Annotated in this window: 20 protein-coding genes and 2 pseudogenes; 12 read left to right on the plus strand and 10 right to left on the minus strand. The window is 72.8% G+C overall.

Going from position 1 to position 22,660, the window contains the following annotated elements; all coding sequences use genetic code 11:
- Together BMZ82_RS33560 and BMZ82_RS33565 are read left to right on the plus strand one after the other, a co-directional pair.
- On the plus strand, positions 1-294 hold a 294-nt coding region (locus tag BMZ82_RS33560), incomplete at its 5' end, for a transposase (RefSeq protein WP_143098913.1).
- A gap of 66 nt (positions 295-360) precedes the next feature.
- Positions 361-783, plus strand: coding sequence for a helix-turn-helix domain-containing protein (locus BMZ82_RS33565; protein WP_093781180.1), 423 nt, complete (start codon positions 361-363; stop codon positions 781-783).
- Between the two features lie 21 nt (positions 784-804).
- On the opposite strand, the gene BMZ82_RS33570 is transcribed toward BMZ82_RS33565, so the two are convergent.
- On the minus strand, positions 805-1,407 hold the full coding sequence (locus BMZ82_RS33570) for a ClpP family protease (protein WP_093781181.1): 603 nt from the start codon (positions 1,405-1,407) through the stop codon (positions 805-807).
- Between the two features lie 2 nt (positions 1,408-1,409).
- Complete coding sequence (locus BMZ82_RS33575) at positions 1,410-2,048, minus strand: ATP-dependent Clp protease proteolytic subunit (protein ID WP_093781182.1); 639 nt, start codon at positions 2,046-2,048, stop codon at positions 1,410-1,412.
- Positions 2,049-2,242: 194 nt separating this feature from the next.
- Between BMZ82_RS33575 and BMZ82_RS33580 the strand changes: the two genes are divergently transcribed.
- Positions 2,243-2,725: a VOC family protein gene (locus BMZ82_RS33580; protein WP_093781224.1), complete on the plus strand. Its 483-nt coding sequence runs from the start codon at positions 2,243-2,245 to the stop codon at positions 2,723-2,725.
- A gap of 132 nt (positions 2,726-2,857) precedes the next feature.
- On the opposite strand, the pseudogene BMZ82_RS42275 reads toward BMZ82_RS33580, so the two are convergent.
- A pseudogene (locus BMZ82_RS42275) lies at positions 2,858-2,989 on the minus strand (SAM-dependent methyltransferase); the annotation flags it as partial.
- Positions 2,946-3,765, minus strand: a pseudogene (locus BMZ82_RS33585) (cyclic nucleotide-binding domain-containing protein); the annotation flags it as partial. The pseudogenes BMZ82_RS42275 and BMZ82_RS33585, both read right to left, overlap by 44 nt.
- A gap of 210 nt (positions 3,766-3,975) precedes the next feature.
- Here BMZ82_RS33585 and BMZ82_RS33590 point away from each other — a divergent pair.
- The 7 genes from BMZ82_RS33590 (at position 3,976) to BMZ82_RS33620 (ending at position 10,818) form a co-directional block, all read left to right on the plus strand.
- Positions 3,976-4,776 (plus strand): VOC family protein, encoded by an 801-nt coding sequence (locus BMZ82_RS33590; RefSeq protein WP_093781183.1) that lies wholly within the window; start codon positions 3,976-3,978, stop codon positions 4,774-4,776.
- A 63-nt stretch (positions 4,777-4,839) separates the two neighbouring features.
- Complete coding sequence (locus BMZ82_RS33595) at positions 4,840-5,538, plus strand: ribonuclease H family protein (RefSeq protein ID WP_093781184.1); 699 nt, start codon at positions 4,840-4,842, stop codon at positions 5,536-5,538.
- A 227-nt stretch (positions 5,539-5,765) separates the two neighbouring features.
- Positions 5,766-6,983: an FAD-dependent monooxygenase gene (locus BMZ82_RS33600; protein ID WP_177244786.1), complete on the plus strand. Its 1,218-nt coding sequence runs from the start codon at positions 5,766-5,768 to the stop codon at positions 6,981-6,983.
- Between the two features lie 109 nt (positions 6,984-7,092).
- The gene (locus tag BMZ82_RS33605) at positions 7,093-8,577 is read left to right on the plus strand and encodes an MFS transporter (RefSeq protein WP_177244787.1); all 1,485 of its coding nucleotides are present in this window, start codon (positions 7,093-7,095) and stop codon (positions 8,575-8,577) included.
- A gap of 80 nt (positions 8,578-8,657) precedes the next feature.
- Positions 8,658-9,251 (plus strand): TetR/AcrR family transcriptional regulator, encoded by a 594-nt coding sequence (locus BMZ82_RS33610; RefSeq protein ID WP_093781187.1) that lies wholly within the window; start codon positions 8,658-8,660, stop codon positions 9,249-9,251.
- 54 nt (positions 9,252-9,305) lie between these two features.
- Positions 9,306-10,289 carry an aldo/keto reductase gene (locus BMZ82_RS33615; protein ID WP_093781188.1) on the plus strand — a complete coding sequence of 328 codons (984 nt, stop codon included), beginning with the start codon at positions 9,306-9,308 and terminating at the stop codon, positions 10,287-10,289.
- A 43-nt stretch (positions 10,290-10,332) separates the two neighbouring features.
- The gene (locus BMZ82_RS33620; protein WP_093781189.1) at positions 10,333-10,818 is read left to right on the plus strand and encodes a DUF6328 family protein; all 486 of its coding nucleotides are present in this window, start codon (positions 10,333-10,335) and stop codon (positions 10,816-10,818) included.
- A 46-nt stretch (positions 10,819-10,864) separates the two neighbouring features.
- Here the strand turns inward: BMZ82_RS33620 and BMZ82_RS33625 are convergent, their stop codons facing one another.
- Positions 10,865-11,929: a hypothetical protein gene (locus BMZ82_RS33625; protein WP_093781190.1), complete on the minus strand. Its 1,065-nt coding sequence runs from the start codon at positions 11,927-11,929 to the stop codon at positions 10,865-10,867.
- A gap of 219 nt (positions 11,930-12,148) precedes the next feature.
- On the opposite strand from BMZ82_RS33625, the gene BMZ82_RS33630 reads away from it, so the two are divergent.
- Complete coding sequence (locus tag BMZ82_RS33630; protein ID WP_093781191.1) at positions 12,149-13,609, plus strand: serine hydrolase domain-containing protein; 1,461 nt, start codon at positions 12,149-12,151, stop codon at positions 13,607-13,609.
- Here BMZ82_RS33630 and BMZ82_RS33635 read toward each other — a convergent pair.
- The 5 genes from BMZ82_RS33635 to BMZ82_RS33655 all read right to left on the minus strand — a co-directional run bounded on the left by BMZ82_RS33635 (position 13,598) and on the right by BMZ82_RS33655 (position 20,493).
- Positions 13,598-15,244, minus strand: coding sequence for a serine/threonine protein kinase (locus BMZ82_RS33635; protein WP_093781192.1), 1,647 nt, complete (start codon positions 15,242-15,244; stop codon positions 13,598-13,600). The two genes, BMZ82_RS33630 and BMZ82_RS33635, sit on opposite strands and share 12 nt — an antisense overlap.
- Positions 15,245-15,612: 368 nt before the next feature.
- Positions 15,613-16,572 carry a threonine/serine dehydratase family protein gene (locus BMZ82_RS33640; RefSeq protein ID WP_093781193.1) on the minus strand — a complete coding sequence of 320 codons (960 nt, stop codon included), beginning with the start codon at positions 16,570-16,572 and terminating at the stop codon, positions 15,613-15,615.
- A gap of 135 nt (positions 16,573-16,707) precedes the next feature.
- Complete coding sequence (locus BMZ82_RS33645) at positions 16,708-17,760, minus strand: polyprenyl synthetase family protein (RefSeq protein ID WP_093781225.1); 1,053 nt, start codon at positions 17,758-17,760, stop codon at positions 16,708-16,710.
- Between the two features lie 50 nt (positions 17,761-17,810).
- Positions 17,811-18,896: a tetratricopeptide repeat protein gene (locus BMZ82_RS33650; protein ID WP_093781194.1), complete on the minus strand. Its 1,086-nt coding sequence runs from the start codon at positions 18,894-18,896 to the stop codon at positions 17,811-17,813.
- Between the two features lie 178 nt (positions 18,897-19,074).
- Positions 19,075-20,493 (minus strand): CAP domain-containing protein, encoded by a 1,419-nt coding sequence (locus tag BMZ82_RS33655; protein ID WP_093781195.1) that lies wholly within the window; start codon positions 20,491-20,493, stop codon positions 19,075-19,077.
- 335 nt (positions 20,494-20,828) lie between these two features.
- Here BMZ82_RS33655 and BMZ82_RS33660 point away from each other — a divergent pair, with 335 nt between their 5' ends.
- Positions 20,829-22,631, plus strand: a complete 1,803-nt coding sequence (locus BMZ82_RS33660; RefSeq protein WP_093781196.1) for a M4 family metallopeptidase — start codon at positions 20,829-20,831, stop codon at positions 22,629-22,631.
- The last annotated feature ends 29 nt before the right edge of the window (positions 22,632-22,660 follow it).

A 22,660-nucleotide genomic window follows, 5' to 3' on the forward strand; every position in this document is an offset into this window, starting at 1 on the left:
TGGGAACTGTCCGGCGCGAAAGACGCCGTCGGTCACACCACGGTCATCGCCGACGGCGGTTACCGGGGCACCGGCCTGGTCATCCCGCACCGCCGCGAACCCGGCCAGACCGAACTCCCGGCCTGGAAAGAGGAACACAACACCTCCCACCGCAAAGTTCGCGCCCGCGTCGAGCACGCCTTCGCCCGGATGAAGACCTGGAAAATCCTCCGTGACTGCCGTCTCAAGGGCGACGGCGTCCACCACGCGATGCTCGGCATCGCCCGCCTGCACAACCTCACCCTCGCCGGCTGACGAAGAAACAGGCAGGCCGACGAACACGTCGAAGATCATTTACGGGACAACGCTTAGGCTGGTCAGGTGAGCGACCAAGCGCCGAACCAAGCCCGCGTGATCCCGCTGCGCCCGCCCGCCGCGCGCCCGGGCCACACCGCCGCCCCCGCCGCCAGACCCGCAGCCGCGCGCGAGCCCCTGTGGCGCGACCTGGTCGGAGACGTCCTGCGCCGCGAACGCCAGGCGCAGGAGCGCACCCTGAAGGACGTCGCCGACTCGGCCCGCATCTCCATGCCGTACCTCTCGGAGGTGGAGCGCGGCCGCAAGGAAGCCTCCTCGGAGGTCCTCGCGGCCGCCGCCCACGCCCTCGGCCTGAGCCTGGGCGACCTGCTGGGCCGGGCCCAGGGAGAGCTGATCCGGCTCAGCAGCCGCCACTCCGGCAGGAGCCACCCCAACAGGAGCCGTACGACGACGAGTTCGTCCTACGACGGTCTCTGCCTGGCCGCCTGACGAGCCGCGCGGGCCGGCGTCTCACACCGTCATGAGACGCCGGCTCAGCACCTCGTCCGCCAGCCCGTACGCCACCGCCTCCGGCGCGGTGAACACCTTGTCGCGGTCCATGTCCGCGCGCAGCGTCGCGGGGTCGTGGCGGGTGTGACGGGCCAGCACCTCCTCGACCTGGGCGCGGATGCGGACCATCTCCTTGGCCTGCAACGCCAGGTCCGACACCGTGCCCTGCCGGCCGCCGCTGGCCGGCTGCCCGAGCAGCACGCGCGAGTGCTCCAGCACGAACCGGCGGCCCGGGTCCCCGCCCGCCAGCAGGACGGCCGCCGTCGACGCCGCCTGCCCGACGCAGAACGTCGAGATCGGAGCCTGCACGAACGTCATCGTGTCGTAGATCGCCATCAGCGAAGTGAACGATCCGCCCGGGGAGTTGAGGTAGATCGAGATCTCGCTCTCCGGGGCCGCCGACTCCAGATGGAGGAGTTGCGCGATGACGACGTTGGCGACGCCGTCGTCGATCTCGGTGCCGAGGAAGATGATCCGCTCCGACAGCAGCCGGCTGAACACGTCGTAGGACCGCTCGCCCTGCGGGGTGCGCTCGACGACGTTCGGAATCGTGTAGGTGCCCATGGTCACAGCCCCATCCGTCGCTTCGAAGCGGCCGGGCGGACGTCCGCGAGGGACTCCACGACCCGGTCCACGATGCCGTAGTCCCTGGCCTCCTCGGCGGTGAACCAGCGGTCGCGGTCGCCGTCGAGGGAGATGGTCTGCGGGGACTGGCCGGTGTGCTCGGCGGTGATCCGCTCGATGGTCCGCTTGGTGTGCTCCAGGTTCTCCGCCTGGATCTCGATGTCCGCCGTGGTGCCGCCGATCCCGGCCGACGGCTGGTGCATCATGACGCGCGCGTTCGGCAGCGCGTACCGCTTGCCGGGCGCGCCCACGCTGAGCAGGAACTGCCCCATGCTGGCCGCGAAGCCCATGGCGAGCGTCGACACGTCGTTGGGGATCAGCCGCATCGTGTCGTAGACCGCGAGCCCCGCGTGTACCGACCCGCCCGGGCTGTTGATGTACAGCGCGATGTCCGTGCGCGGGTCCTCCGCCGACAGGATCAGCAGTTGCGCGCAGATCCGGTTCGCGGAGACCTCGTCGACCTGGGTGCCGAGCAACACGATGCGCTGGTCGAGCAGTTGGGCCGCGAGGCGGTCGTCGAACGGGGTGGGCCGGGTGTCGCCCTCCTCGGCGCGGGGAGCGAACGTGGTGAGTGGAGTCATCGGTTCTCCTCGTCGTGGTGTGACTGCCGTCCACCCCACTCTCGGCCGCCGTCGGCCCCCGAAGGCGGTTTCTCTGCCCGCGGCAGATTCGCCAGGGGCAGAGCGCATTCGGATTGATCCGCGGCCCGGGCGATGAGTTTCACGGCGGACGGCGGTCGACACTGATGACCGCGTTCCACGCCCAGGAGGTATTCATGACCACCGACGGATTCACCACGTGTCTCTGGTTCGACGGCCAGGCCGAGGAAGCCGCCCACCACTACGCGTCGATCTTCAAGAACTCCGAGGTCGGCGACATCACCCGGTACACCGAGGCGGGTCCGGGCCCCGCCGGGTCCGTGCTCACCGTCGAGTTCACGGCGAACGGCCAGAAGTTCGTCGGGCTGAACGGCGGCCCGGAGTTCACGTTCAACGAGGCGATCTCCTTCCAGATCCACTGCGCCGACCAGGAAGAAGTCGACTACTACTGGGACAGGCTCCTCGAAGGCGGCGGCGAGCCCGGCCCCTGCGGCTGGCTCAAGGACAGGTACGGCGTGTCCTGGCAGGTCGTCCCCGCCGCGCTCCTGGCCATGGTCACCGGCGGCGACTCCGAGAAGTCCGCCCGCGCCATGAAGGCCATGCTCGCGATGGGCAAGCTCGACATCGCCGCCCTGCAGAAGGCGTACGACGGCGCATGAGCGGCCCGGCGGATGGGCGCACCGCCGGTCGCGCCCACCCGCCGCCACGCCGCGTCGGCCTCGGTCGGACCCGGTCGGCCGCGATCAGCAGGTACGGGAAGCTGCCGTTGCGATAGGCGCTCAGGAACGTTTCCACGACGCCGCGTACGCTCCGGACGCCAGGCCGGTGTCCAGCATGTTGCGATGGTGGTAGCGCACCTTGTCGTCGATGCCCCGCTTGCGGGCCTGTTCGTCGGCGAAGGAGGCCTGCTTGGCGGAGATGGTGGAGCAGCCCGAACTCCCGGTTGTTGACCAGCTCCCACTCCTGCCGTTCGCGGATCTCCTCGACGGTCAGCCGGAGTTGCTGCTCGGTCTGGTTCATCGGTTGTCGTAGAGGTCGGCGACCCGGGTGTGGACCTTCAGCACGGTCTGGGTCAGCGACAACTCGTACTCGCGCGGCGCACGTTCGTAGTCGACGAAGCCCGTCGAGAGGGTCGGCTCGCCGGTGTGGCCGGCCCGCACCGGCAGATCGGCCTCGCCCTTGCGGTTCATCGGCAGCCGCTGCCGTGCCGCGTAGGCCTCCAGATGGGCCGCGAGGGACGGCACCCGGCCCACGAACTCCCGGAGCACGTCCCACGGCAGCGCCACCAGCACGCCCGAGGTCTCCGCGCGCACCGAGCTGAGCCACAGCGGGTCGTCCTGCCCGACGGCCTCGTCGCCGAGCTGGTCGCCGCCGGAGACGACCCCGACGATCTCCTCCTCGCCGTACTTGCCGGCGGTGAAGCGGGTGAACCGGCCGTGCACGACGAGGTACGCCTCCGTCACCGGCTGCCCGGCCTTGAAGACGACCTGACCGGCCCGGACCTCCCGACCTGGAACCGGGAGGAGAGCTCCGTGAGCGCGCCGTTGTCGGAGTAGCCGCGCAGCACGGGCGGCTCGGTGAGGGTCTCGCGGATGACCCGGATGTCGTCCCCGCCGTTCTGCTCGAACTGCACCCGGGCCCCGCCCGACCCGCAGTTGGAGCCGCCGTTGACATGGTAGGTACCGCCCTTGATGTCCACCCTGTCCGGTGTGGACCCATTCCCTCCAGGAAGGTGCACGGAGCTGAGGCGGACGGCGTCGCGTGTGTGCCACCGCTCCCGTCACGTGCTCCCACGCGCCGGTGCGCCCACGGGTCACTCTCGGTGACTTCCGTGCTCGGCGCGCGAGTCGACCGCCGGGTGACTAGCGTGAGAAACCGGACAATTCATCTCACCGGGAGGGCCGTCGCCATGGCCGTACGACCAGAGGGAGCCCCTTGTTGGGCCGACGCGATGTTCAGCGACCTGGAGGGCGCCAAGAGCTTCTACGGCGACGTCCTGGGCTGGACCTTCGGCGAGGCGTCGTCGGAGTACGGGAACTACACGCAGGCCTTCGTCGACGGCAAGGCGGTCGCCGCCGTCGTCCCGCCGATGCCCGGCCAGGAGGGCCAGTCGCAGTGGTGCCTGTACTTCGCCTCCCCGGACGCCGCCGCCACCGCCGCCAAGATCCGTGCCAACGGCGGTGAGGTGCTGATGGAGCCGATGCAGGTCGGTGAGTTCGGCACGATGTGCCTGGCCCGCGAGCCCAGCGGCGCCGTCTTCGGCGTGTGGCAGGCAGGTGTCCACGAGGGCTTCGAGGCGCCGCCCGAGCAGCCCGGCGCGTACTGCTGGGCCGAGGTCTTCACCCGCGAACCGGCGAAGACGGACACCTTCCTGCCGGCCGTGTTCCCGTACACGGCGAAGCAGATGCAGGACGACAAGGTCGACTTCCGGCTGTTCGAGGTCGGCGGCGACATGGTCCTGGGCCGCATGAAGATGACGGAGGAGTTCCCGCCCGAGGTGCCGTCGTACGTCAACGTCTACTTCACCGTCGACAACTGCGACGACGCCGTGGCCAAGGCCACCAAGCTGGGCGGCGTCCTGCGCTTCGGCCCGATGGACACCCCGTTCGGCCGGTTCGCCGCGATCAGCGACCCGCAGGGCGCGAACTTCTCGGTCATCGACGTCACCACCACCGAGGGCGACATGCCGCAGACCAAGGACGTGTCCTAGACGACGTCTCCTGGCCGGCGTCCAGGTCGACGCCACCTGGTCGGCGTCTCCTGCGGCCATGGCATGATCGGGCGCATGCGTGAACGAGTGGTGGCCGCGTGCGACGGGGCTTCGAAGGGAAACCCGGGACCGGCGGGCTGGGCGTGGGTGGTCGCGGACGACACGGAGGCCCCGGCCCGCTGGGAGGCGGGGCCGCTCGGCAAGGCCACCAACAACGTCGCCGAACTCACCGCGCTGGAGCGCCTGTTGGCGTCGACCGACCCGGCCGTGCCGCTCGAGGTCCGGATGGACTCGCAGTACGCCATGAAGGCCGTCACCACCTGGCTGCCCGGCTGGAAGCGCAACGGCTGGAAGACGTCCGCCGGCAAGCCGGTCGCCAACCAGGAGCTGGTCGTCCGTATCGACGAACTGCTCGACGGCCGCTCGGTCGACTTCCGTTACGTGCCCGCCCACCAGGTCGACGGCGACCGGCTCAACGACTTCGCCGACCGCGCCGCCAGCCAGGCGGCGATCGTCCAGCAGGCGGCGGGCAGCGACCTGGGCTCTCCGGAGCCGCCGGCCTCGCCGGACACCCCGAAGTCCAAGTCGGCCCGCGCGGCGGGCGTCAAGTCCCCCCGGCGCGGCGGCGGTTCGTCGTCGCGCACGCTCAAGGCCAAGTTCCCCGGCCGCTGCGTGTGCGGGCGGGGTTACGCGGCGGGCGCGGACATCGCCAAGAACGCGCAGGGCTGGGGCCACCCGGAGTGCCGCAGCGCCGACGTCTGATCGGACGCGCGTCCACCGGGCCAGGTGCCTGTGCGCGGCGGACGGGGCAATTCCTTTCTGTGGAGCCCCGCTTTCGGTGGACTTTCGCGCGCCGCCGTGCCGTCGGGTGGTGTGGCTGACGTGGGAAGACGGGCGTGAGTGGGCAGGTGAGGCGTCCAGCGACCGGTGCCGCACCCTGCTACCCTGCGTCGTCAATCCACCACGTCCAGTAATTCCTAGGGGTGCGCGTGAAGGTCGCCTGTGTCGGCGGCGGGCCCGCCGGCCTGTATCTCTCCATCCTGCTCAAGCTGCGGGACCCGTCCCACGACATCACCGTCCACGAGCGTGACCCGGAGGGCTCGACCTACGGCTGGGGCGTCACGTACTGGCAGGGGCTCCTCGACAAACTCCACGCCTGCGACCCCGAGTCGGCGCGCGCGATCGACGAGAGCTCCGTCCGTTGGCACGAAGGCGTCGCCCACGTAAGGGATCTGGCGACCCGTCAGCCCGGCGACGAGGGGCACGGCATCGGCCGGCACAAGCTGCTGGAGATCCTCGCCGCGCGGGCCCGCGCACTCGGCGTACGCCTGGAGTTCGGGAGCGAGATCACGGGGGAGGACCTGCCGGACGCCGACCTCGTCGTGGCGGGCGACGGCGTCCACAGTGCCCTGCGCACCCACCATGCCGACCACTTCGGCGCCGACCTCGCACCGGGCCGCAACTCCTACGTCTGGCTCGGCACCACCAAGGTCTTCGACTCCTTCACCTTCGCCTTCGTGGAGACCGAGCACGGCTGGATCTGGTGCTACGGCTACCCCTTCAGCTCCGAGCAGAGCACCTGCGTCATCGAGTGCGCCCCCGAGACCCTCGCCGGGCTCGGCCTCGACCGGGCGGGCGACGGCGACCGCGACGGCCTCGCCGACCTGGAGAAACTCTTCGCGCACATCCTCGACGGCCACCCCCTGATCGGCCGCGCGGCCACCGTCGGCAGCGCCCAGTGGCTCACCTTCCGCACCCTCACCAACCGCACCTGGTACCGCGACAACCTCGTCCTTCTCGGCGACGCCGCGCACACCACCCACTACTCGATCGGCGCCGGCACCACCCTCGCCCTGGAGGACGCCATCGCCCTCGCCGACGCCCTGCGCGACAGCGCCGACCTCCCCAATGGCCTCGCCCGCTACGAGCAGGAACGCAAGTCCGCCCTGCTCTCGCCGCAGAGCGCCGCTCACTACAGCGCCCAGTGGTACGAGAACCTCAGCCGCTACATCGACCTCCCCCCGGAGCAGATGTTCGCCCTGCTCGGCCAGCGGCACTCGCCCCTGCTGCCGTACGTCCCGCCCCAGTTGTACTACCGGCTCGACAAGGCCGCCGGGCGGCTGGAGGCCCTGCGCCGGTTCAAGCGCTGGCTGGGCCCGAAGCTGGCGCGCGGCGCGCGCGCCCGGACGCCGGCCTCCCGCACGTAGTCGGGCGGGCGTCTGCATCGGGCCGGGCGCACCTTGGGTGAATGGCAATTCACTGCTACGGTGAATTGCCATTCACCTTGTGACTTTCATGCAAGCCGCTGGAGTTCTTGTGGAGTCGCCCGCTCCGATACCCGCCCCGACCAGCACAGACACCGGTCTGCGGGCCCGGCTCACGATCCCGGTCCTGGCGTACTGCGGCATCCTCATGGCGGTCATGCAGACCGTCGTCGTCCCGCTCCTGCCCGACCTGCCCCGGCTGACCGGCGCCTCACCGGGCGCGGTCTCCTGGATGGTCACCGCCTCGCTGCTGTCCGGCGCGGTCCTCACCCCGGTCCTCGGCCGCGCCGGCGACATGTACGGCAAGCGGCGGGTGCTGCTCCTGTCGTTCGCCCTGATGGCCGTCGGCTCGGTGGTCTGCGCCCTCACCTCCGACATCGGCGTACTGATCGCGGCCCGCGCCCTCCAGGGCGCCGCGGTCTCCGTCGTCCCGCTGTCCATCAGCATCCTGCGCGACGAACTGCCCCCGGAACGCCGGGGATCCGCCGTGGCGCTGATGAGCTCCACCGTCGGCATCGGCGCGGCGCTGGGACTGCCCGCGGCGGCCGTGGTCGTGCAGTACGCGAACTGGCACGTGATGTTCTGGGTGACCGCCGCCCTGGGCGCGACCGGCGTCGCGCTGATCCGGTGGGCGGTGCCGGAGTCGCCCGTGTGCGAGCCCGGCGGGTTCGATGTGACGGGGGCGCTCGGGCTGGCCGCCGGGCTGATCTGCCTGCTCCTCGCCGTGTCGCAGGGCGGCCAGTGGGGCTGGGGGAGCGCCCGGATCATCGGCCTGTTCGTCGGCGCGGTGGTCGTCCTGGCCCTGTGGTGGCGGCAGCAGTTGCACGCCCGACGGCCCCTGGTGGACCTGCGGTTGGTGTCCCGGCCACGGGTGGGCCTGTCCCACGTGGCCGCGCTCCTGACCGGCTTCGCGTTCTACGCCAACTCGCTGGTGACCGCCCAGTTGGTGCAGGCGCCCGAGGCCAGCGGCTACGGGCTCGGGCTGTCCATCGTCCAGACCGGTCTGTGCCTGCTGCCCGGCGGCATCACCATGCTGCTGTTCTCGCCGGTCTCCGCCCGGATCTCCGAGGCGCGCGGCCCCCGCGTCACCCTCGCCCTGGGCGCGGCCGTCATCGCCTCGGGGTACGCCGTGCGCGTCGCCGACAGCCACCAACTGTGGATGATCATGGTGGGGGCGACCGTCGTGTCGACCGGCACCACCCTCGCCTACTCGGCGCTGCCCTCGCTGATCCTGCGCGCCGTCCCGCCCGGGCAGACCGCCTCGGCGAACGGCGTCAACGTCCTGATGCGCACGATCGGCCAGGCGGTCTCCAGCGCCGCCGTGGCCGCCGTCCTCGTCCACCACACCAGCCTCGTCGACGGCGCCCCGGTACCGACGCTGCACGGCTACCTGCTGGCCTTCGGCATCGCCGGCGCGGTCGCCCTGGCCGCGTGCGCCGTGGCGCTCACCATCCCCGGCGACACCGAGCCGCACGACCCACGACCACTCCGAGGCGGCACCCGGCAGGTGACCGACGGCGCGCTGGAGGAAGCATGAGCCCCATGACCCCATCACCCGACGCCCGCACACCACCCGACGCCGCTCCCCGCACCGCCGCTGACACTGCTGCCACGAGCATGCCCCCGGCCCCCGTGCGCCGTGACGCCGAGGCGACCAAGGTGGCCATTCTGCGGGCCGCCCGGCACCTGCTCGCGCGGCAGGCGCACGCCGACATCACGCTCAAGGCCGTCGCGGTGCGCGCCGGGGTGAGTGCGCCGCTCGTCGTGAAGTACTTCGGCAACAAGGACGCCCTGTTCGCGCACGTCATGTCCTTCGACGAGGACGCCGACGCCCTGCTGGCCGCCCCGCTGCCGGAGCTGGGCCGGCACATGGTCCGGCACGTGGTGGTCAGCCAGCGCGAGCGCGGCACCGACCCCGTGCTGCGGATCGTGTTCGCGCCCCTGCACGGCGACCACGGCGAGGTACTGCGCGCCAACTTCCGCGCCCAGGTCACCGAACGCCTCGCCGCCCGGCTCACCGGCCCCGACACCGGCGCCCGCGCCGAACTCGCCGTCGCCACCCTGCTCGGCCTCGGCGTGATGTTCGGCATCGCCCGCGGTCCGGAGCTGCGGGCGATGCCCGTCGAGGACATCGTCGACCGGTACGGCCCCACCGTGCAGGCCCACCTGGACGACCACCAGGACACGGGGCAGGGGACGATACGCGGGTGACGGGCCGGAGCGGGTTGTTCCGCGTGCGGTCGCCGCTGATGACAGACTGGCCTCATGGACGAGCGCGAATTCGGTAGGTCTGGTCAGCACGCATCCGTCGTCGGTCTCGGCACCTGGCAACTGGGCGCAGACTGGGGGGACGTCGACGACAAGGAGGCCCTGACGGTGCTGGAGACGGCCGCCGAGTCGGGAGTGACCTTCTTCGACACCGCCGACGTCTACGGCGACGGCCGCAGCGAGCAGACCATCGCCACGTTCCTGAGCGGCCGGCCCGACCTGCACGTGCTGGTCGCCACCAAGATGGGCCGCCGGGTCGACCAGCTCCCCGAGAACTACGTCCTGGACAACTTCCGCGCCTGGAACGACCGTTCCCGCCGCAACCTCGGCGTCGACCGTATCGACCTGGTGCAGTTGCACTGCCCGCCCACCCCCGTCTACTCCAGCGACGAGGTCTTCGACGCGCTCGACACCCTCGTAGAGGAGGAGCGCATCGCGCAGTACGGCGTCAGCGTGGAGACCTGCGCCGAGGCCCTCACCGCGATCGCCCGGCCGGGCGTGGCGAGCGTGCAGATCATCCTCAACCCGTTCCGCCTGAAGCCCCTGTACGAGGTGCTCCCGGCGGCCCGCGAGGCCGGCGTCGGCATCATCGCCCGCGTCCCGCTCGCCTCCGGCCTGCTGTCCGGCAAGTACACCAAGGACACCGTCTTCCCGGCGAACGACCACCGCACCTACAACCGGCACGGCGAGGCCTTCGACCAGGGCGAGACCTTCTCCGGCGTCGACTACGTCACCGGCGTCGAGGCCGCCGCCGAGTTCGCGGCCCTCGCGCCCGAGGGGTACACCCCGGCCCAGCTCGCCCTGCGCTGGATCGTCCAGCAGCCCGGCGTGACCACCGTGATCCCGGGCGCCCGCTCGCCCGAGCAGGCCCGCGCCAACGCGGCCGCCGCCAGGCTCCCCGAGCTCTCCGACGAGACCCTCGCGGCCGTCCGCGACCTCTACGACCGGCGCATCAAGGCGCAGGTCGAGGGCGGCTGGTAGCGGCGGCCGTTTGAACGCCCGGCGGCCCGGTTACCCGGGCCGCATGGACCAGGGCGAGCGAAGATCGGGGCGCGACGAGACCGAGGAGGAGCGGGCCGACCGCATGTGGGCGGAGCTCATCCAGGAGATCCGCGTCGCCCAGACGGGCGTGCAGATCCTCTTCGGCTTCCTGCTGACCGTGGTGTTCACCCCGCGCTACGCGGACCTGCAAGACACCGACCAGGTCATCTACATCGTGACCGTCGTGCTGGGCGCCTGCGCGACCGGCGCGCTCATCGGCCCCGTCTCCCTGCACCGCCTGGTCTCCGGGCAGCGGGTGAAGCCGCAGGCGGTGGGGTGGGCGTCCCGGCTGACCTTCGTCGGCCTGCTCCTGCTGCTCGCCACCATGACCGCCTCACTGCTGCTGATCCTGCGCGTGGCCACCCACGACGCCTACGTGCCCTGGCTGGTCGCGGGTGTCTTCGCGTGGTACGTGCTGTGCTGGTTCGTGCTGCCGCTGTGGACCCGGCACCGCTACACGGCACGGTGACGCGGGGCCCACAACGGCACGCGTACGGCTGGTACTTCCAGTACGGCTACTCGGCCCCGGGCGCACCGCCCCGTGCCCCGCGCAGCGCGGTGATGCAGGTGCCGATCGCCTGCTGGAGTTCCTCCAACTGCTGCACCATGTCGTCCTCGTAGAACTCCTGCGCGTCGTCGAAGGTCAGCTCCTCGAACACCTTCGTCACCCGCTGCAGGCTGCTGTAGAACTTGGTGCGCCGTTCCTGGACGCGCAGTTCGGGATCGGCCTGCACGGTCTCCACGACAAGGTTCTTCATCGTGTCGTAGGCGTCGGTCGCCCACTCGCCGGCGTCCTCGCCGTCGTCCAGCTCGTCGATGAGCGAGAGGTGGCGCTCCGCCTCCTGGCGCAGCTCGGCCGGCGCGTCGAGGGTCTGCCCGGCGGGCGTCTTGATCTGGCCGGACTCGGCGATCTGGCGCACGTACCCGATGCGGTCGGCCGAGCGGCTCTCGGTGGCCACGGCCTTCTTCAGGTCGTCGGTGCGCACGACGTCACGGGCCAGCTCGGCCTGGAGGTCGGGGTCCTCCTTGAGGCGGTCCAGGAGGGCGGCGCGGGCCGCGCGGGCGGTCGAGGGGTCGGCGAGGATCGCGGCGCGCAGGGCGGTGGGGTTCTCCGCGACCTCCAGCGCCTTCGTCGGGCGGATGCCCTCGGCCTCGGCGGCCTCCGCGATCGCGGTGCCGCGCTCGGACGTGGCGCTGGAGCGCGAGACGTAGAACGTCAGCCACACGTCGGCGTCCGGCAGTTCGACCTCCTGGCCGGGCGCCAGCTCCTCGAAGTGCGGGACGAGACCGTCGTCGGCGGCCCGGTCCCAGGCCTTGTAGTAGCGCATGACGCGCTCGGGGGAGCAGCCGGCCAGCGTGGCGAACTCCTTCGCCGACACCTTCGGCGTCTCGGCCGAGCTCTGCCCGCCCGGCCGGACGCTGCGCGCCACCATCAGGCCGAAGGCCCACCCGCCGGTCCGCGCGTACACGCCGAACTCGCGGGCGTCACGCGCCACCAGGTCGGACAGGGGCGACTGGGGCGCGGGGGACGTCTCGGCGGGCGTCTCGGACGTCTCGGGCAGGTCGATCGCCAGGGTCACGGATGACTCTCCTCTGGGGGCTGCGGACTGGGGGCTGCGGACTGAGGGCTGTGTGCTGCGGGACGTAGGATCGGCACTGCGGAAGTGCAGACCGGCAGCCTATATGGACCCATTGGCCATGCTTTGCCAGGCGTCTCCGGCCGCCGGGGGCGGAAACGGGCCACGTGTGACGCGAAAAAAGCTGTCGATCGCCGTCCGCCCGGCGGGGAGGATTCCGGTATGACCGTCAGCCCGCTGCCCACGAGCACCCCCTCCGCCCAGGGCGTCGACGCCTCCCGCGTCCTCGCCTTCTTCGACGCCCTGGACGCCTGCGAGGCCGTCGAGCCGCACAGCGTCATGATCTTGCGCCACGACCACGTCGTCGCCGCCGGCTGGTGGGCGCCGTACCACCGCGACCGCCTGCATCTGCTGTACTCGATCAGCAAGAGCTTCACGGCCACGGCCGTCGGTCTGGCCGTCGCGGAGGGGGTGATCGGGCTCGACGACCCGGTGGTGTCGTACTTCCCGGAGTTCGAGGCCGACATCACCGACCCGCGCAGCCGCGCGATGCGGGTCCGGCACCTGGCGTCGATGACGAGCGGGCACGAGGCCGAGACGCTGGAGCGGGCGCGCGCCCTCGACCCCGGCGACCTGGTCCGGGGCTTCCTGCTGCTGCCGCCCGAGCGCGATCCGGGGACCGTGTTCGCCTACAACCAGCCCGCCACCTACACCCTCGCCGCGATCCTCCAGCGGGTCACCGGCCAGTCGCTCACCGCGTATCTGCGACCCCGGCTGCTGGACCCGCTCGGCATCGGCGAGGTCGGCTGGCTGGCCGACCGGACCGGCCGCGAGCTGGGCTTCAGCGGGCTGCACGCCGTCACCGACGCGGTCGCCCGGCTCGGCCTGCTGTATCTCGGCGAGGGCCGCTGGGAGGGGAAGCAACTGCTGCCGCAGGAGTGGGTCGCCGAGGCGACGCGCTCCCACATCCCCACGGCCACCCCTGGGGAGAGCGCGGACCGGGACGGGGACTGGGGCCTGGGCTACGGCTTCTCGTTCTGGCAGTCCCGGCACGGTTACCGCGGCGACGGCGCTTACGGCCAGTTCTGCCTGGTGCTGCCCGAGCACGACGCGGTGATCGCCACCACCGCCGCGACCAACGACATGCCGGCCCTCCTCGACCTCGTCTGGGAGCACCTGATCCCCGCCTTCGGACCCGAACCGCTCACCGGACGAGGGGACGCCGAAGCGGCCCTCGCCGACCGTCTGACCCGGCTCGCACTGCCCCCGGCCCCCGGCGCTCCCGTACCGCCGGAGCGGGCCGAGCAGTGGTCGGGCGCCGAGTTCACCCCGCACGGCGGCGGCTGCGCCGACCAGCCGGGACTGACCGGCGTCTCCGTCTCCGTGGACGCGGACGGCTGGACGCTGACCCTCGTCGAGGACGGCGACCCCCTGCGGGCCGCCCTGGGAGCGGGCGGCTGGCAGGTGGCGGAGGAGCCGCTGCCGCTCGCGGTGAGCGGCGGATGGAGCGACGGCGACACCCTCGCCGTCGACCTCGCCCCGCTGGAGATCCCGCACCGGCTCCGGGTGACGTGCACCCTCGCCGACCGGACGTTCACCGCCCACTGGACCACCCGGCCGCTGCACGCCGCACCCCTGCGCCTGCGGCGCGCCCCGCGCCCGTCCGGCCCGTCAGGCGGCTGACCCCGGCCGGAAGGTCCGCAGGAACGTGTCCAGGGCCTCCCGGTTGGCCTTCGTGTCCCAGTCCGCGGCGGGCGTCGTGTAGCGCAGCGAGAAGCTGCGGTGCCCGCCGAGGAGGAGGCCCCGGCCGAACGTGCGCACCTGGCCGCCGTCGGCGTCGACGAGCCACTCCATGTCGGCGGCCTTGAACCCCTGGTACGTCACCGTCCGGATGGCCCCCAGCCGCCGGAAACCGGCGTCCTTCTTCAGGTTGGGCTCGACGTCGTCGCGCCAGACGGCCACCGGGTCAGGGCCGGCGCTCTCGCTGTAGGTCACCGCGAGGGTGCGCGGGTCGCCCGTGGCCCCGAAGGTGACGCGGTACGCCTGGTTGGCGCCGCGCGCGGTCTCCAGCCGCTGCCAGCCGGCGGGCAGGGCGACCGAGAACCCCTCGGGCGCACGGTAGACGCGGAAGCCGGCCGGGAGCGCGTCGGCGGAGGCCGAGGGCGAGGACGCCGCGGACGGGGAGGCGTCCGGGGACGCGCTGGGGGACGGGCTGCTCGGCGCGGTCGGGGACGCGCTCGGGGCCGGCGTCGCGGGGTCCGGCGCGCCGGCGTCCTCGACGGGCGGCGCGACGGACGCGGACGGCCGGGGCTGCGCGCCGCTCGCCGCCGCGTCGTCGGTGTCGGGGAACTGGTGGGTCACGGCGAGGGCGGCGACCGCCACGGTGACCACGGCCAGCGCCGTCCCGGCCGCCATGGCCCGGCCGCTCCACTGCGGACCGATCTGCCGGGCCGCGGCGCAGGCCCGCTTCAGCTTGGGGGCGGGCAGGACGCCGTCCGGGTCGTCCAGCACCCGGGTGAGGGCCTGGCGTACGACCGTCCGGTTCAGCCGGTCCCGGGAGTCCTTGCGCAGCAGCCCCAGCACGGTCCCGGTGAGCGGGCCCGCCCGCAGCGGGGTGCGCAACGGCAGCCGGTCCACGCTCTTCAGCGTGGACTCGGGCTGGTCCCGGTCCCGGTAGGGCGGCCGGCCCTCGACCATCGTGTAGAGGATCGCGCCCAGCGCCCACAGGTCGGCCGCCGGACCGATCCGGTCGTTGCGGGCCTGCTCGGGAGAGGCGTACGCCGGGGCCGCCACGCGCGGGGCGAGGGTCGCGCCCGCCAGCCCGAAGCCGGTGAGGACGAGCGGACCGCGGGCCCGTATGAAGACCTGGCCGGGGCTCAGCTCGCCGTGGGTGATGCCCTCACCGTGCGCGACCTCCAGCACGTCGAGCAGTTCCAGCCCGATCGCCGCGGCCTTGGCCGGACTGAACGTTCCCTTCTGCTCGAAGAGTTGGCCGAGGGGGAGGCCGTCGATCCACTCGGTGACGGTCCACAGGGAACCCTCCTCCTCCAGGGCGTCGACGACCGCGGCGATCCGGCCCGGGCTCAGCCGCGCCATCGTCTCCGACATGCCGAGGACCCGGTCGGCGACCTGCCGTGCCTTCTCCTCGCCCTGGTCGGGAGGCAACCCGATCCTGGTGACCAGGCACGGTCGCGCCGCCCCGGTCTCCTCCACGTACTCGCCGTACCAACTGACGCGGTTCGTCTCCTGGTGGACGACGTCGAGCAGCCGGTACCTCCCGGCGACCAACTCGTGCGTGGAGACGTGCGTCTTGACCATGGGCCATCCCTCGCTGAACCGCTGGTTCTCACCTTTCCCATGGGTACGACCGGTGAGAGGGGGTCCGTTCAATTGGATCGCAACTCCGGTGTGTTTTCTGTCTTTCATTCAAATGGGCCGACCGGTGCGAGCCGAGTGTTTGTGCGAGAAAAGGGAATTACCGGGGTCTGTCCGGGGTCCGTCCGGTTCTTCCTCCGGACCTGTCCCGGGTCCGTCCTGCGGTGTAACCAGAGGTGAACGGACCGGCAGAGGACGCCCGGGAGACGCTCGGGAGACCGCCCGGGGAGGCCGGAAACAACCTTCCCGGCCGCGTCCCATTCCTGCTCGGACGCCCTCGGGAAGATTTTCCTTATCCCGGCCGAGCGGTTTCAGTGCAGCCCGAACCGATCCATCCAGGCCATCATGTCCGCGACCGTCGCGTTGCCCCCGCAGACCACCAGCCCCAGCCGCGCGCCGTCCCCGACCCGCGCCACGACCTGCCGGGCCGCGGGCAGCAGACAGCCGGCCGCCGGTTCGGTCCACACCTTGCCGTGCTCGGCGAGCTCCAGGCTCCCCCGCACGGCCTCCCGGTCGGGGACCACCAGCACCTCGCCGACCAGGGCGCGGACATGGTCGTACGTCAACTGCGAGACGCTGGGCGCGCTGAGGGTGGAGACGATCGACGACAGTTCCACCCGCACCGGCCCGCCCGCCGTCAGCGCCTCCGACATGGCCTGCGCGCCCTCGGTCTCCACACCCCAGACCCGCACCTCCGGGCGGCGGGCGCGCAGGGCCGCGGCGACACCGGCGATCAGACCGCCGCCCCCGACACTGACCAGCACGTCCGTGAGGTCACCGGCGTCGGCGGCCAGTTCCAGACCGACCGTGCCCTGACCGGCGACGACCACCGGGTCGTCGAAGGGGTGCACCAGCGTGAAGCCCTCGTCGCGCAAGCGCTCCGCCAGCGAGAACGCGCCGCCCATCGTGTCGGTCAGCCGCACCGCGGCGCCGGTCGCCGCCACGATCTCGACGGACCGGGAGGGCGCCGAACGCGGCATGACGACCGTGGCCTTCACCTCCAGCGCGGCGGCCATGACCGCGAGCGCGATCCCGTGGTTCCCGCCGCTCACGGCCACGACCCCCGCCGCCCGCTCGGCCTCGCTCAACGACAGCAGCTTCGCCGTCGCCCCGCGCGACTTGAAGGAACCGGTGCGCTGGAGGAGTTCCAGCTTCGTGGTCACGGGGACGCCGAGCAGCGTCGACAGGCCCGGGCTCACCACGGTCGGGGTACGGACGAGATGTCCGGCGATCCGCTCGGCCGCGGCTTCGATCTCCGAGATGCCGATCACGGCAGTCACCCTTCCGGCGCGGCGGAGGAGACGGGCCCGCACCTGTTTCGCTTCGTCTCCTCGAACCCTCACCCGGCGCGACCCCGCAGGTCAACACGGGCCGGCGAGCTTGCCCGCGTGGGTGGGGGCTCGGCTTCAGAGATCCCGGCGTACGACGAAGTCCACCAGGCAGCGCAGGTCGCGCAGGGCGTCGGCGGTCCACGGCAGCTCCGCGAGCGCCGACTCGGCGGCGGCGACCTGCCGGCCCGCCTCGGCGAGCGCCGCCGTACGACCCCCGGCCGCCTCGACCAGCTCCGCCGCCGCACCCGGATCGCCGCCCCGCTCCAGGAGCGCGGCCAGTCGGCGCGCGGCGGGCGCGGGCGAGTCGAGCGCGGCCAGCACCGGGAACGTCTTCTTCCGCTCCCGCAGATCGGCGTGGACGGGCTTGCCGGTGACCGAGGGGTCGCCCCAGATGCCCAGCATGTCGTCGACCACCTGGAACGCGACCCCCAGATGCCGTCCGGCCCGGTCCAGCGCCGCCGCCGCGGCCGGGGACGCCCCGCCGAGGACGGCCCCCAGCGCCGCCGCACAGCCCAGCAGCGCACCGGTCTTCCCCTCGGCCATCGCCCGATAGGCGGCCGGCCGCACCCGCTCAGGCCCCGACCAGGGCCGCGCGGCGAACAACAGGTCGTCGGCCTGCCCCCGTACGAGGTCCCCGAGCGCGCCCGACAGCAGCCGCACCGCCTCGGCGTCGGCCGGGGGCGGCTGCACCGCGAGCGTCTCCACCGCCAGCGCGAACAGGGCGTCGCCCGCCAGGACTGCCGGCCCCGTGCCGTACGCCTTCCACACGGTGGCACGCCCGCGCCGGGTCGGGTCGCCGTCCATGATGTCGTCGTGGAGCAGGGAGAAGGCGTGCACGAGTTCCACCGCGACCGCCGCCGGCACCCCGGCCCGCGCGGGCGCGCCGACCGCCTCGGCACCGAGCACCGCGAGAGCCTGCCGTACGCCCTTGCCCCCGGAACCGGCCACGGGCGCACCGCCGACCGCACACCAGCCGAAGGTGTACCCGGCCATCTCACCCACCCAGGGATGCGACCGCCCCACGGCCTCCCTCAACGCGGGCCGCACCAACGCGCGGCAACGGGCGAGGACTTGGAGTGCCCGGGACGGCGTGGCGGGGACGGTGGGTGCTGTGGCGCGGTCGCGCACCGCCGGGCCGGGTGCCGGGGCGACCTTCTGCACGGCTGTGTCGAGCGCCGTCACCGTGCGACCGCCATGTGCTGGCCGTCGGCCGGTGCCGCCGCGGTCGTCGCGTCGGCCGGTCCCACCCCCAGCTCGCGCTGCGCCCGGGCGACCATCTCGCGGGCGTGCCGCAGGCCGATGCGCTCCAACGCCCGTGCCAGGTCGGTCAGTTCGGCCTCCGTCTCCCGGCGGTCGCGGCCCAGGCGGGCCAGCGACTTCGTCAGGCCGAGCCGGGACAGCGCCTCGCCGCGCGGCTCGCCCATGGCACGGAACTCGGCGAGTGCCAGCTCGTAGAGGTCCCGGGCCTCGGCGTAACGACCGGCGCGGTACAGGACGTTGCCGCGCATCTTGTGGTTGTAGGCCAGCGCGCCGGACAGGTTCATGGTGCGGCAGGACGCCTCGGCCTCCGCCAGCAGGTCGAGGGCGCGCTCGGTCGCGCCGTCCCGCACGGAGACGATGTCGGCCAGCCCGCGCAGCGCCCAGGCGTGCCCCCGCCGGTCCTCGGCGCGCGCCGAGATCAGGGCCGCCTCCTCGAAGAGGGCGTACGCGGTGTCGTAGGCACCGGAATTGCGGTGCATCTGCGCTATGCCCTCCAGCGCCCACACCGTGTGCCGGGCCTCGCCGCGCCTGCGGGCCTCGGCCAGCAGTTGTTCGTGCAGGCGGCCCACGGCCTCGTAGTCACCCTGGATGCGCCCGGTCTCCGCGAGCCCGGCCAGCGAGTAGCCGCGCACGACGATGTCGCCGCCCCGCTCGCCGAGTTCGGCCGCGAGCCCCAGCAGTCGCCAGGCCAGCGGGAACGCGCCCCGCTGCCGGGCCAGGGTGCCGCCGCTCCACAGCGCCCACGCCATCGCGGCGACGTCCCCGGCCGCCCGCGCCGCCCGGTAACTCGCCTTCCACGCCCCATCCGCCTCCCGCACCTGCCCCAGCCGCCGGTGCGCCTCGGCGACCGCGAGCCCCGAGCGGGCCGCCTCGCCGTGCTCGCCGGCGCGCTCGGCGACCCTCAACTGCTCGGTGCCGGCGGCCAGTACGTCGTCCAGCGAGGAGTTCACGGACAGGGTGGTGAGAGCGCCCTGGTACTCCGGGGCGAATGCCTTGCCGTACATCGGTTCCCTTCGGTCGATCGCCCTGCGCCTATGTATACACTCTGTGTATACATCGCGTGTATACATGGTGCGCATAGTGGGCTTGTCGCTCGTCAAGACGCGGGCGGGGCGACCGAGGTTGCCTGTGAGGCGTGGCCCACCTCGGGAGGCCGACGGGGCCGACGGGGCCGAAAGGGCCTCAGGCGCCGAAGAGTTGGGTCCAGTACGTGCCGGACGGGCCGCCGCCCTCGTAGCCGACGCCGATGTGGGTGAAGGCGGGCTCGAGGATGTTGGCGCGGTGGCCGGGGCTGTTCATCCAGCCGTCCACCACCTCGGCGGCGGAGCGCTGGCCGCAGGCGATGTTCTCGCCGATGGTCCGCCGGGTGGAGCCCGCGGCGGCGGCCCGGTCCCACGGTCGGCCGCCCTCGGGCGAGGTGTGGGAGTAGAAGGCGCGGGCCACCATGTCCGCGCTGTGCGCCTGCGCGGCGGCGGTGAGCGACGGATCGACGGCGAGGGGCCGCAGACCGGTCCGGGTCCGCTCGCGGTTGGTGAGGTCGACGACCTCGGCGGCCGTGCGGGCCAGCCCGTCCGGCGTGCGGGGGCTCGCCCACAGGGCGGTCCAGTACGTGTCGCCGGTGCGCCCGTCCGTGACGTGCCCCAGGCCGGTGTGGGTGAACGCCGGGTCGTGCAGGGTGCGGTGGGCCTGGTCGGTGCGCAGGCAGTACGCGACGAACTCGGCGGCCGTGCGCGGCCCGGACACCAGGTGCTCGCCCACCGCGAGATACCGGTATCCGGCGGCCGTGACCCGCTGGTGCACCGAGACGCCGTCCGTGCCCTCGACGCCGAGCCGCCCGGCCGCGGCCATGGCGGCGGCATGTGCCCGGGCCGCCGAGGCGAGCCTGCCGTCGAGGGCCACGGGCGGCGAACCGGCCGTGGCCCGGGCGGGGTTGACGAGGCCGAGGAAGCCGTCGGGGTCGGGCGCGGGGGAGGGCGCGGGCCGTGCGCGGGGCACTGCTGCGTGGGGCGGGGCCGTCCGGCGTCGGCGCGCGGGCGCGGGGTCGCCTGTCGTGGCGTACGCGGGCGGCCCGGCGGGGGACTGCCGGCCGGCGGACGACGTGTCGCCCTCCATGGCGCCCTCGTCCTCCATGACGTCCACGCCGAAGTCCCGGGCCAGTCCCGCCAATCCGTCCGCGTACCCCTGGCCGAGCGCGCGCAACTTCCAGCCGCCGTCCCGCTGGTAGAGCTCCGCGAGCAGCAGGACCGTCTCGCGCTGGGCGGGCGGCGGTGTGAACCGGGCCAGGGTGCGGCCACCGGGATCGGTGACATGGAGGGTGGGTATGGGCAGGCGGGCCAGGGGCGTGCCCGGCTCGGCGGCGCCGACGACCACCGTGACGCGCGTGGCACCCGCCCGCAGCCTGGCCGGTTCCAGCGTCAGCGTGTCGCCCTGGAGCCTGGCTCCCGGCGCCGTCGGCTGGTTGTAGAACACGAAGTCGCCGTCGCCCCGGACCTTGCCGCGGTCGTCCGTGACGAGCGCGCAGACGTCGAAGGGGCCGGACACCCGCACGGCCAGGGCGCCGCCGGGGAGGGGCACGTTGCCCCCGGGGACCAACTCGCTCATCCTGCCGCCCTGGTGTCGTCGTACGGCGTAGACCACCCTGCCGGGACCTGTCCGAACAACGGTCGGCGCCGCCCACCAGTTCCCGGTCCGGCGCGCGACGGCCTCTGGTCGATTCCCGATGCGAGATCGATCACATCCGGTCGAGGCAACCGACTTTTGACATGCCACATCTTCAGATCCGACGCGTAGATGATCGCTTTGCGGTCACGGTGCGTCGCGAGGGTGCCCGGTACCGCCGTCGCGGTCCGGGGCCCGACCAGTCCCTCGGCGCCCAACGGTGCTGTGTCTAAAGGCGGTTGGCGACCCCAGCCGTCCAAACGAAGGAACCCTCACCTGTGCGCAGCGCACACATACGCAGCCTGGCGCTCGCCGTCGCCGTGACCACGGCCGCCACGGGCCTCGCGGGCACCGCCTTCGCGGCTCCGGCCGCGGGGGAGACCCACGCCACGGCCGCGACCGCCTCGCAGGCCGACCGCGTCGTCGAGGCCGCCCGTACCGCCGCCTTCGCCCACGCCTCGGCGACCGGCGTCGGCCAGGGCGACGAACTCCAGGCCCAGGACGTCCTGATCGACCCGGAGGGCGCACGGCACGTGCGGTTCGTCCGCACCCACCAGGGGATGCCGGTCCTCGGCGGCGACCTCGTCGTCCACCTCACCCAGGGCCTCGCCTACGCGGGTGTCACCCGCGCCGCCGGCCACGCCGTCGACCCCGGCACCGGCACCGCCGAGCTGACGGCCCGCCAGGCCGAGGCGAAGGCCGCGGCCGTGGCCGAGGGCGACGCGCAGAGCGCCGAACTCGTGGTCGACGCCCGGGGCGGTGCCTCGGCGCTCGCCTACCGGATCCGCGTCACCGGCAGCGACACCACCGAGACCGGCGGCTCCCGCACGGTCGTCCTCGACGCCCGCACCGGCAAGGTGCGCAGCAACATGCCCGACAGCGACGAGTTCCTCTCGCCCGAGCTGCTGGACACCCTGCGCGAGCGCGGCGAGACCCTCGACCCCGCCACCGGCACCGTCACGCAGGCCGCGAGCCTGCTCAGCGGGGCGCCCGCGGCCCGCGCCGCCGTGCGCTACCCGGCGAAGGCCAACGGGGTCGGCACGGGCCTGTCCGTCGGCAAGGTCCCGCTGACCACCACCCGCACCGCGCGCGCCGTCTACCTGCTGAAGGACCCCGCGCACTGGAACACCGAGACGCGTGACGCGCGGAACAAGGAGCTGGAGAACTTCGCGGGCGGCCGGCCCTTCACCACCGCCACCAACACGTGGGGCAACGGCGCGGTCTCCAGCCGTGTCAGCGCCGCCGTCGACGCCCAGTACGGCGTCACCAAGACGCTGGACTTCTACCAGAAGACCTTCGGCCGCAAGGGCATCGCCAACAACGGCAAGGGCGCCCGCGCCATGGTCCACTTCGGCAACAAGGTGGGCAACGCGTTCTGGGACCCGGCCTGCGGCTGCATGCTCTACGGCGACGGCGACGGCACCGTCATCAAGAAGCCCCTCGTCGTCCTCGACGTCACCGGCCACGAACTCACCCACGGCGTCGTCGACGCGACCGCCCGGCTGGAGCCCACGTCCGTCGACGCCGACGGCAACCAGTTCGGCGAGCCGGGCTCCCTCAACGAGTCCCTCGCCGACATCTTCGGCTCCAACGTCGAGTTCAGCGCCAACAACCCCAAGAACCCGCCGAACTACCTGATCGGCGAGCGGCTGGGCCTCGACCAGAAGTTCCTGCGCCGCCTCGACAAGCCGTCCCTGGACGTCCTCGAAGGCACGATCGACTACTGGTCGCCGGAGGCCTCCCACGCCGAGGTGCACGCCGGCTCCGGCGTCTCCTCGCACGCCTACTACCTCCTCGCCGAGGGCAGCGGCCGCAAGAAGATCGGCGGCTTCGCCTACGACTCGCCGACCTTCGACGGCGCCCCGGTCAAGGGCATCGGCCGGGCCAAGGCGACCGCGATCTTCTACCGCGCCCTGACCCGCTACATGGTCTCCACGACCGACTTCCACGACGCCCGCACCGCGACCCTCAAGGCCGCCAAGGACCTCTACGGTGCGACCAGCACCGAGTACCTGACGGTGGACCGCGCCTGGGCCGCCGTCAACGTGACGGCGGCGAACACCCCGGCCGCCCGCCGCTGACCACCGGGTGAAGACGCGCGGGGCCCAGC

The sequence above is a fragment of the Streptomyces sp. yr375 genome (genome assembly GCF_900110755.1).
Classification (GTDB): Bacteria; Actinomycetota; Actinomycetes; order Streptomycetales; family Streptomycetaceae; genus Streptomyces.

What these genes read in the sequence shown, in the direction of transcription:
- BMZ82_RS33650 (WP_093781194.1), bottom strand. Translation starts at nt 18,896, where the DNA reads ATGTACGGCAAGGCATTCGCCCCGGAGTACCAGGGCGCTCTCACCACC.
- BMZ82_RS33610 (WP_093781187.1), top strand. Translation starts at nt 8,658, where the DNA reads ATGCCCCCGGCCCCCGTGCGCCGTGACGCCGAGGCGACCAAGGTGGCC.
- BMZ82_RS33575 (WP_093781182.1), bottom strand. Translation starts at nt 2,048, where the DNA reads ATGACTCCACTCACCACGTTCGCTCCCCGCGCCGAGGAGGGCGACACC.
- BMZ82_RS33615 (WP_093781188.1), top strand. Translation starts at nt 9,306, where the DNA reads ATGGACGAGCGCGAATTCGGTAGGTCTGGTCAGCACGCATCCGTCGTC.
- BMZ82_RS33570 (WP_093781181.1), bottom strand. Translation starts at nt 1,407, where the DNA reads ATGGGCACCTACACGATTCCGAACGTCGTCGAGCGCACCCCGCAGGGC.
- BMZ82_RS33630 (WP_093781191.1), top strand. Translation starts at nt 12,149, where the DNA reads ATGACCGTCAGCCCGCTGCCCACGAGCACCCCCTCCGCCCAGGGCGTC.
- BMZ82_RS33580 (WP_093781224.1), top strand. Translation starts at nt 2,243, where the DNA reads ATGACCACCGACGGATTCACCACGTGTCTCTGGTTCGACGGCCAGGCC.
- BMZ82_RS33590 (WP_093781183.1), top strand. Translation starts at nt 3,976, where the DNA reads ATGGCCGTACGACCAGAGGGAGCCCCTTGTTGGGCCGACGCGATGTTC.
- BMZ82_RS33655 (WP_093781195.1), bottom strand. Translation starts at nt 20,493, where the DNA reads ATGAGCGAGTTGGTCCCCGGGGGCAACGTGCCCCTCCCCGGCGGCGCC.
- BMZ82_RS33595 (WP_093781184.1), top strand. Translation starts at nt 4,840, where the DNA reads ATGATCGGGCGCATGCGTGAACGAGTGGTGGCCGCGTGCGACGGGGCT.
- BMZ82_RS33635 (WP_093781192.1), bottom strand. Translation starts at nt 15,244, where the DNA reads ATGGTCAAGACGCACGTCTCCACGCACGAGTTGGTCGCCGGGAGGTAC.
- BMZ82_RS33620 (WP_093781189.1), top strand. Translation starts at nt 10,333, where the DNA reads ATGGACCAGGGCGAGCGAAGATCGGGGCGCGACGAGACCGAGGAGGAG.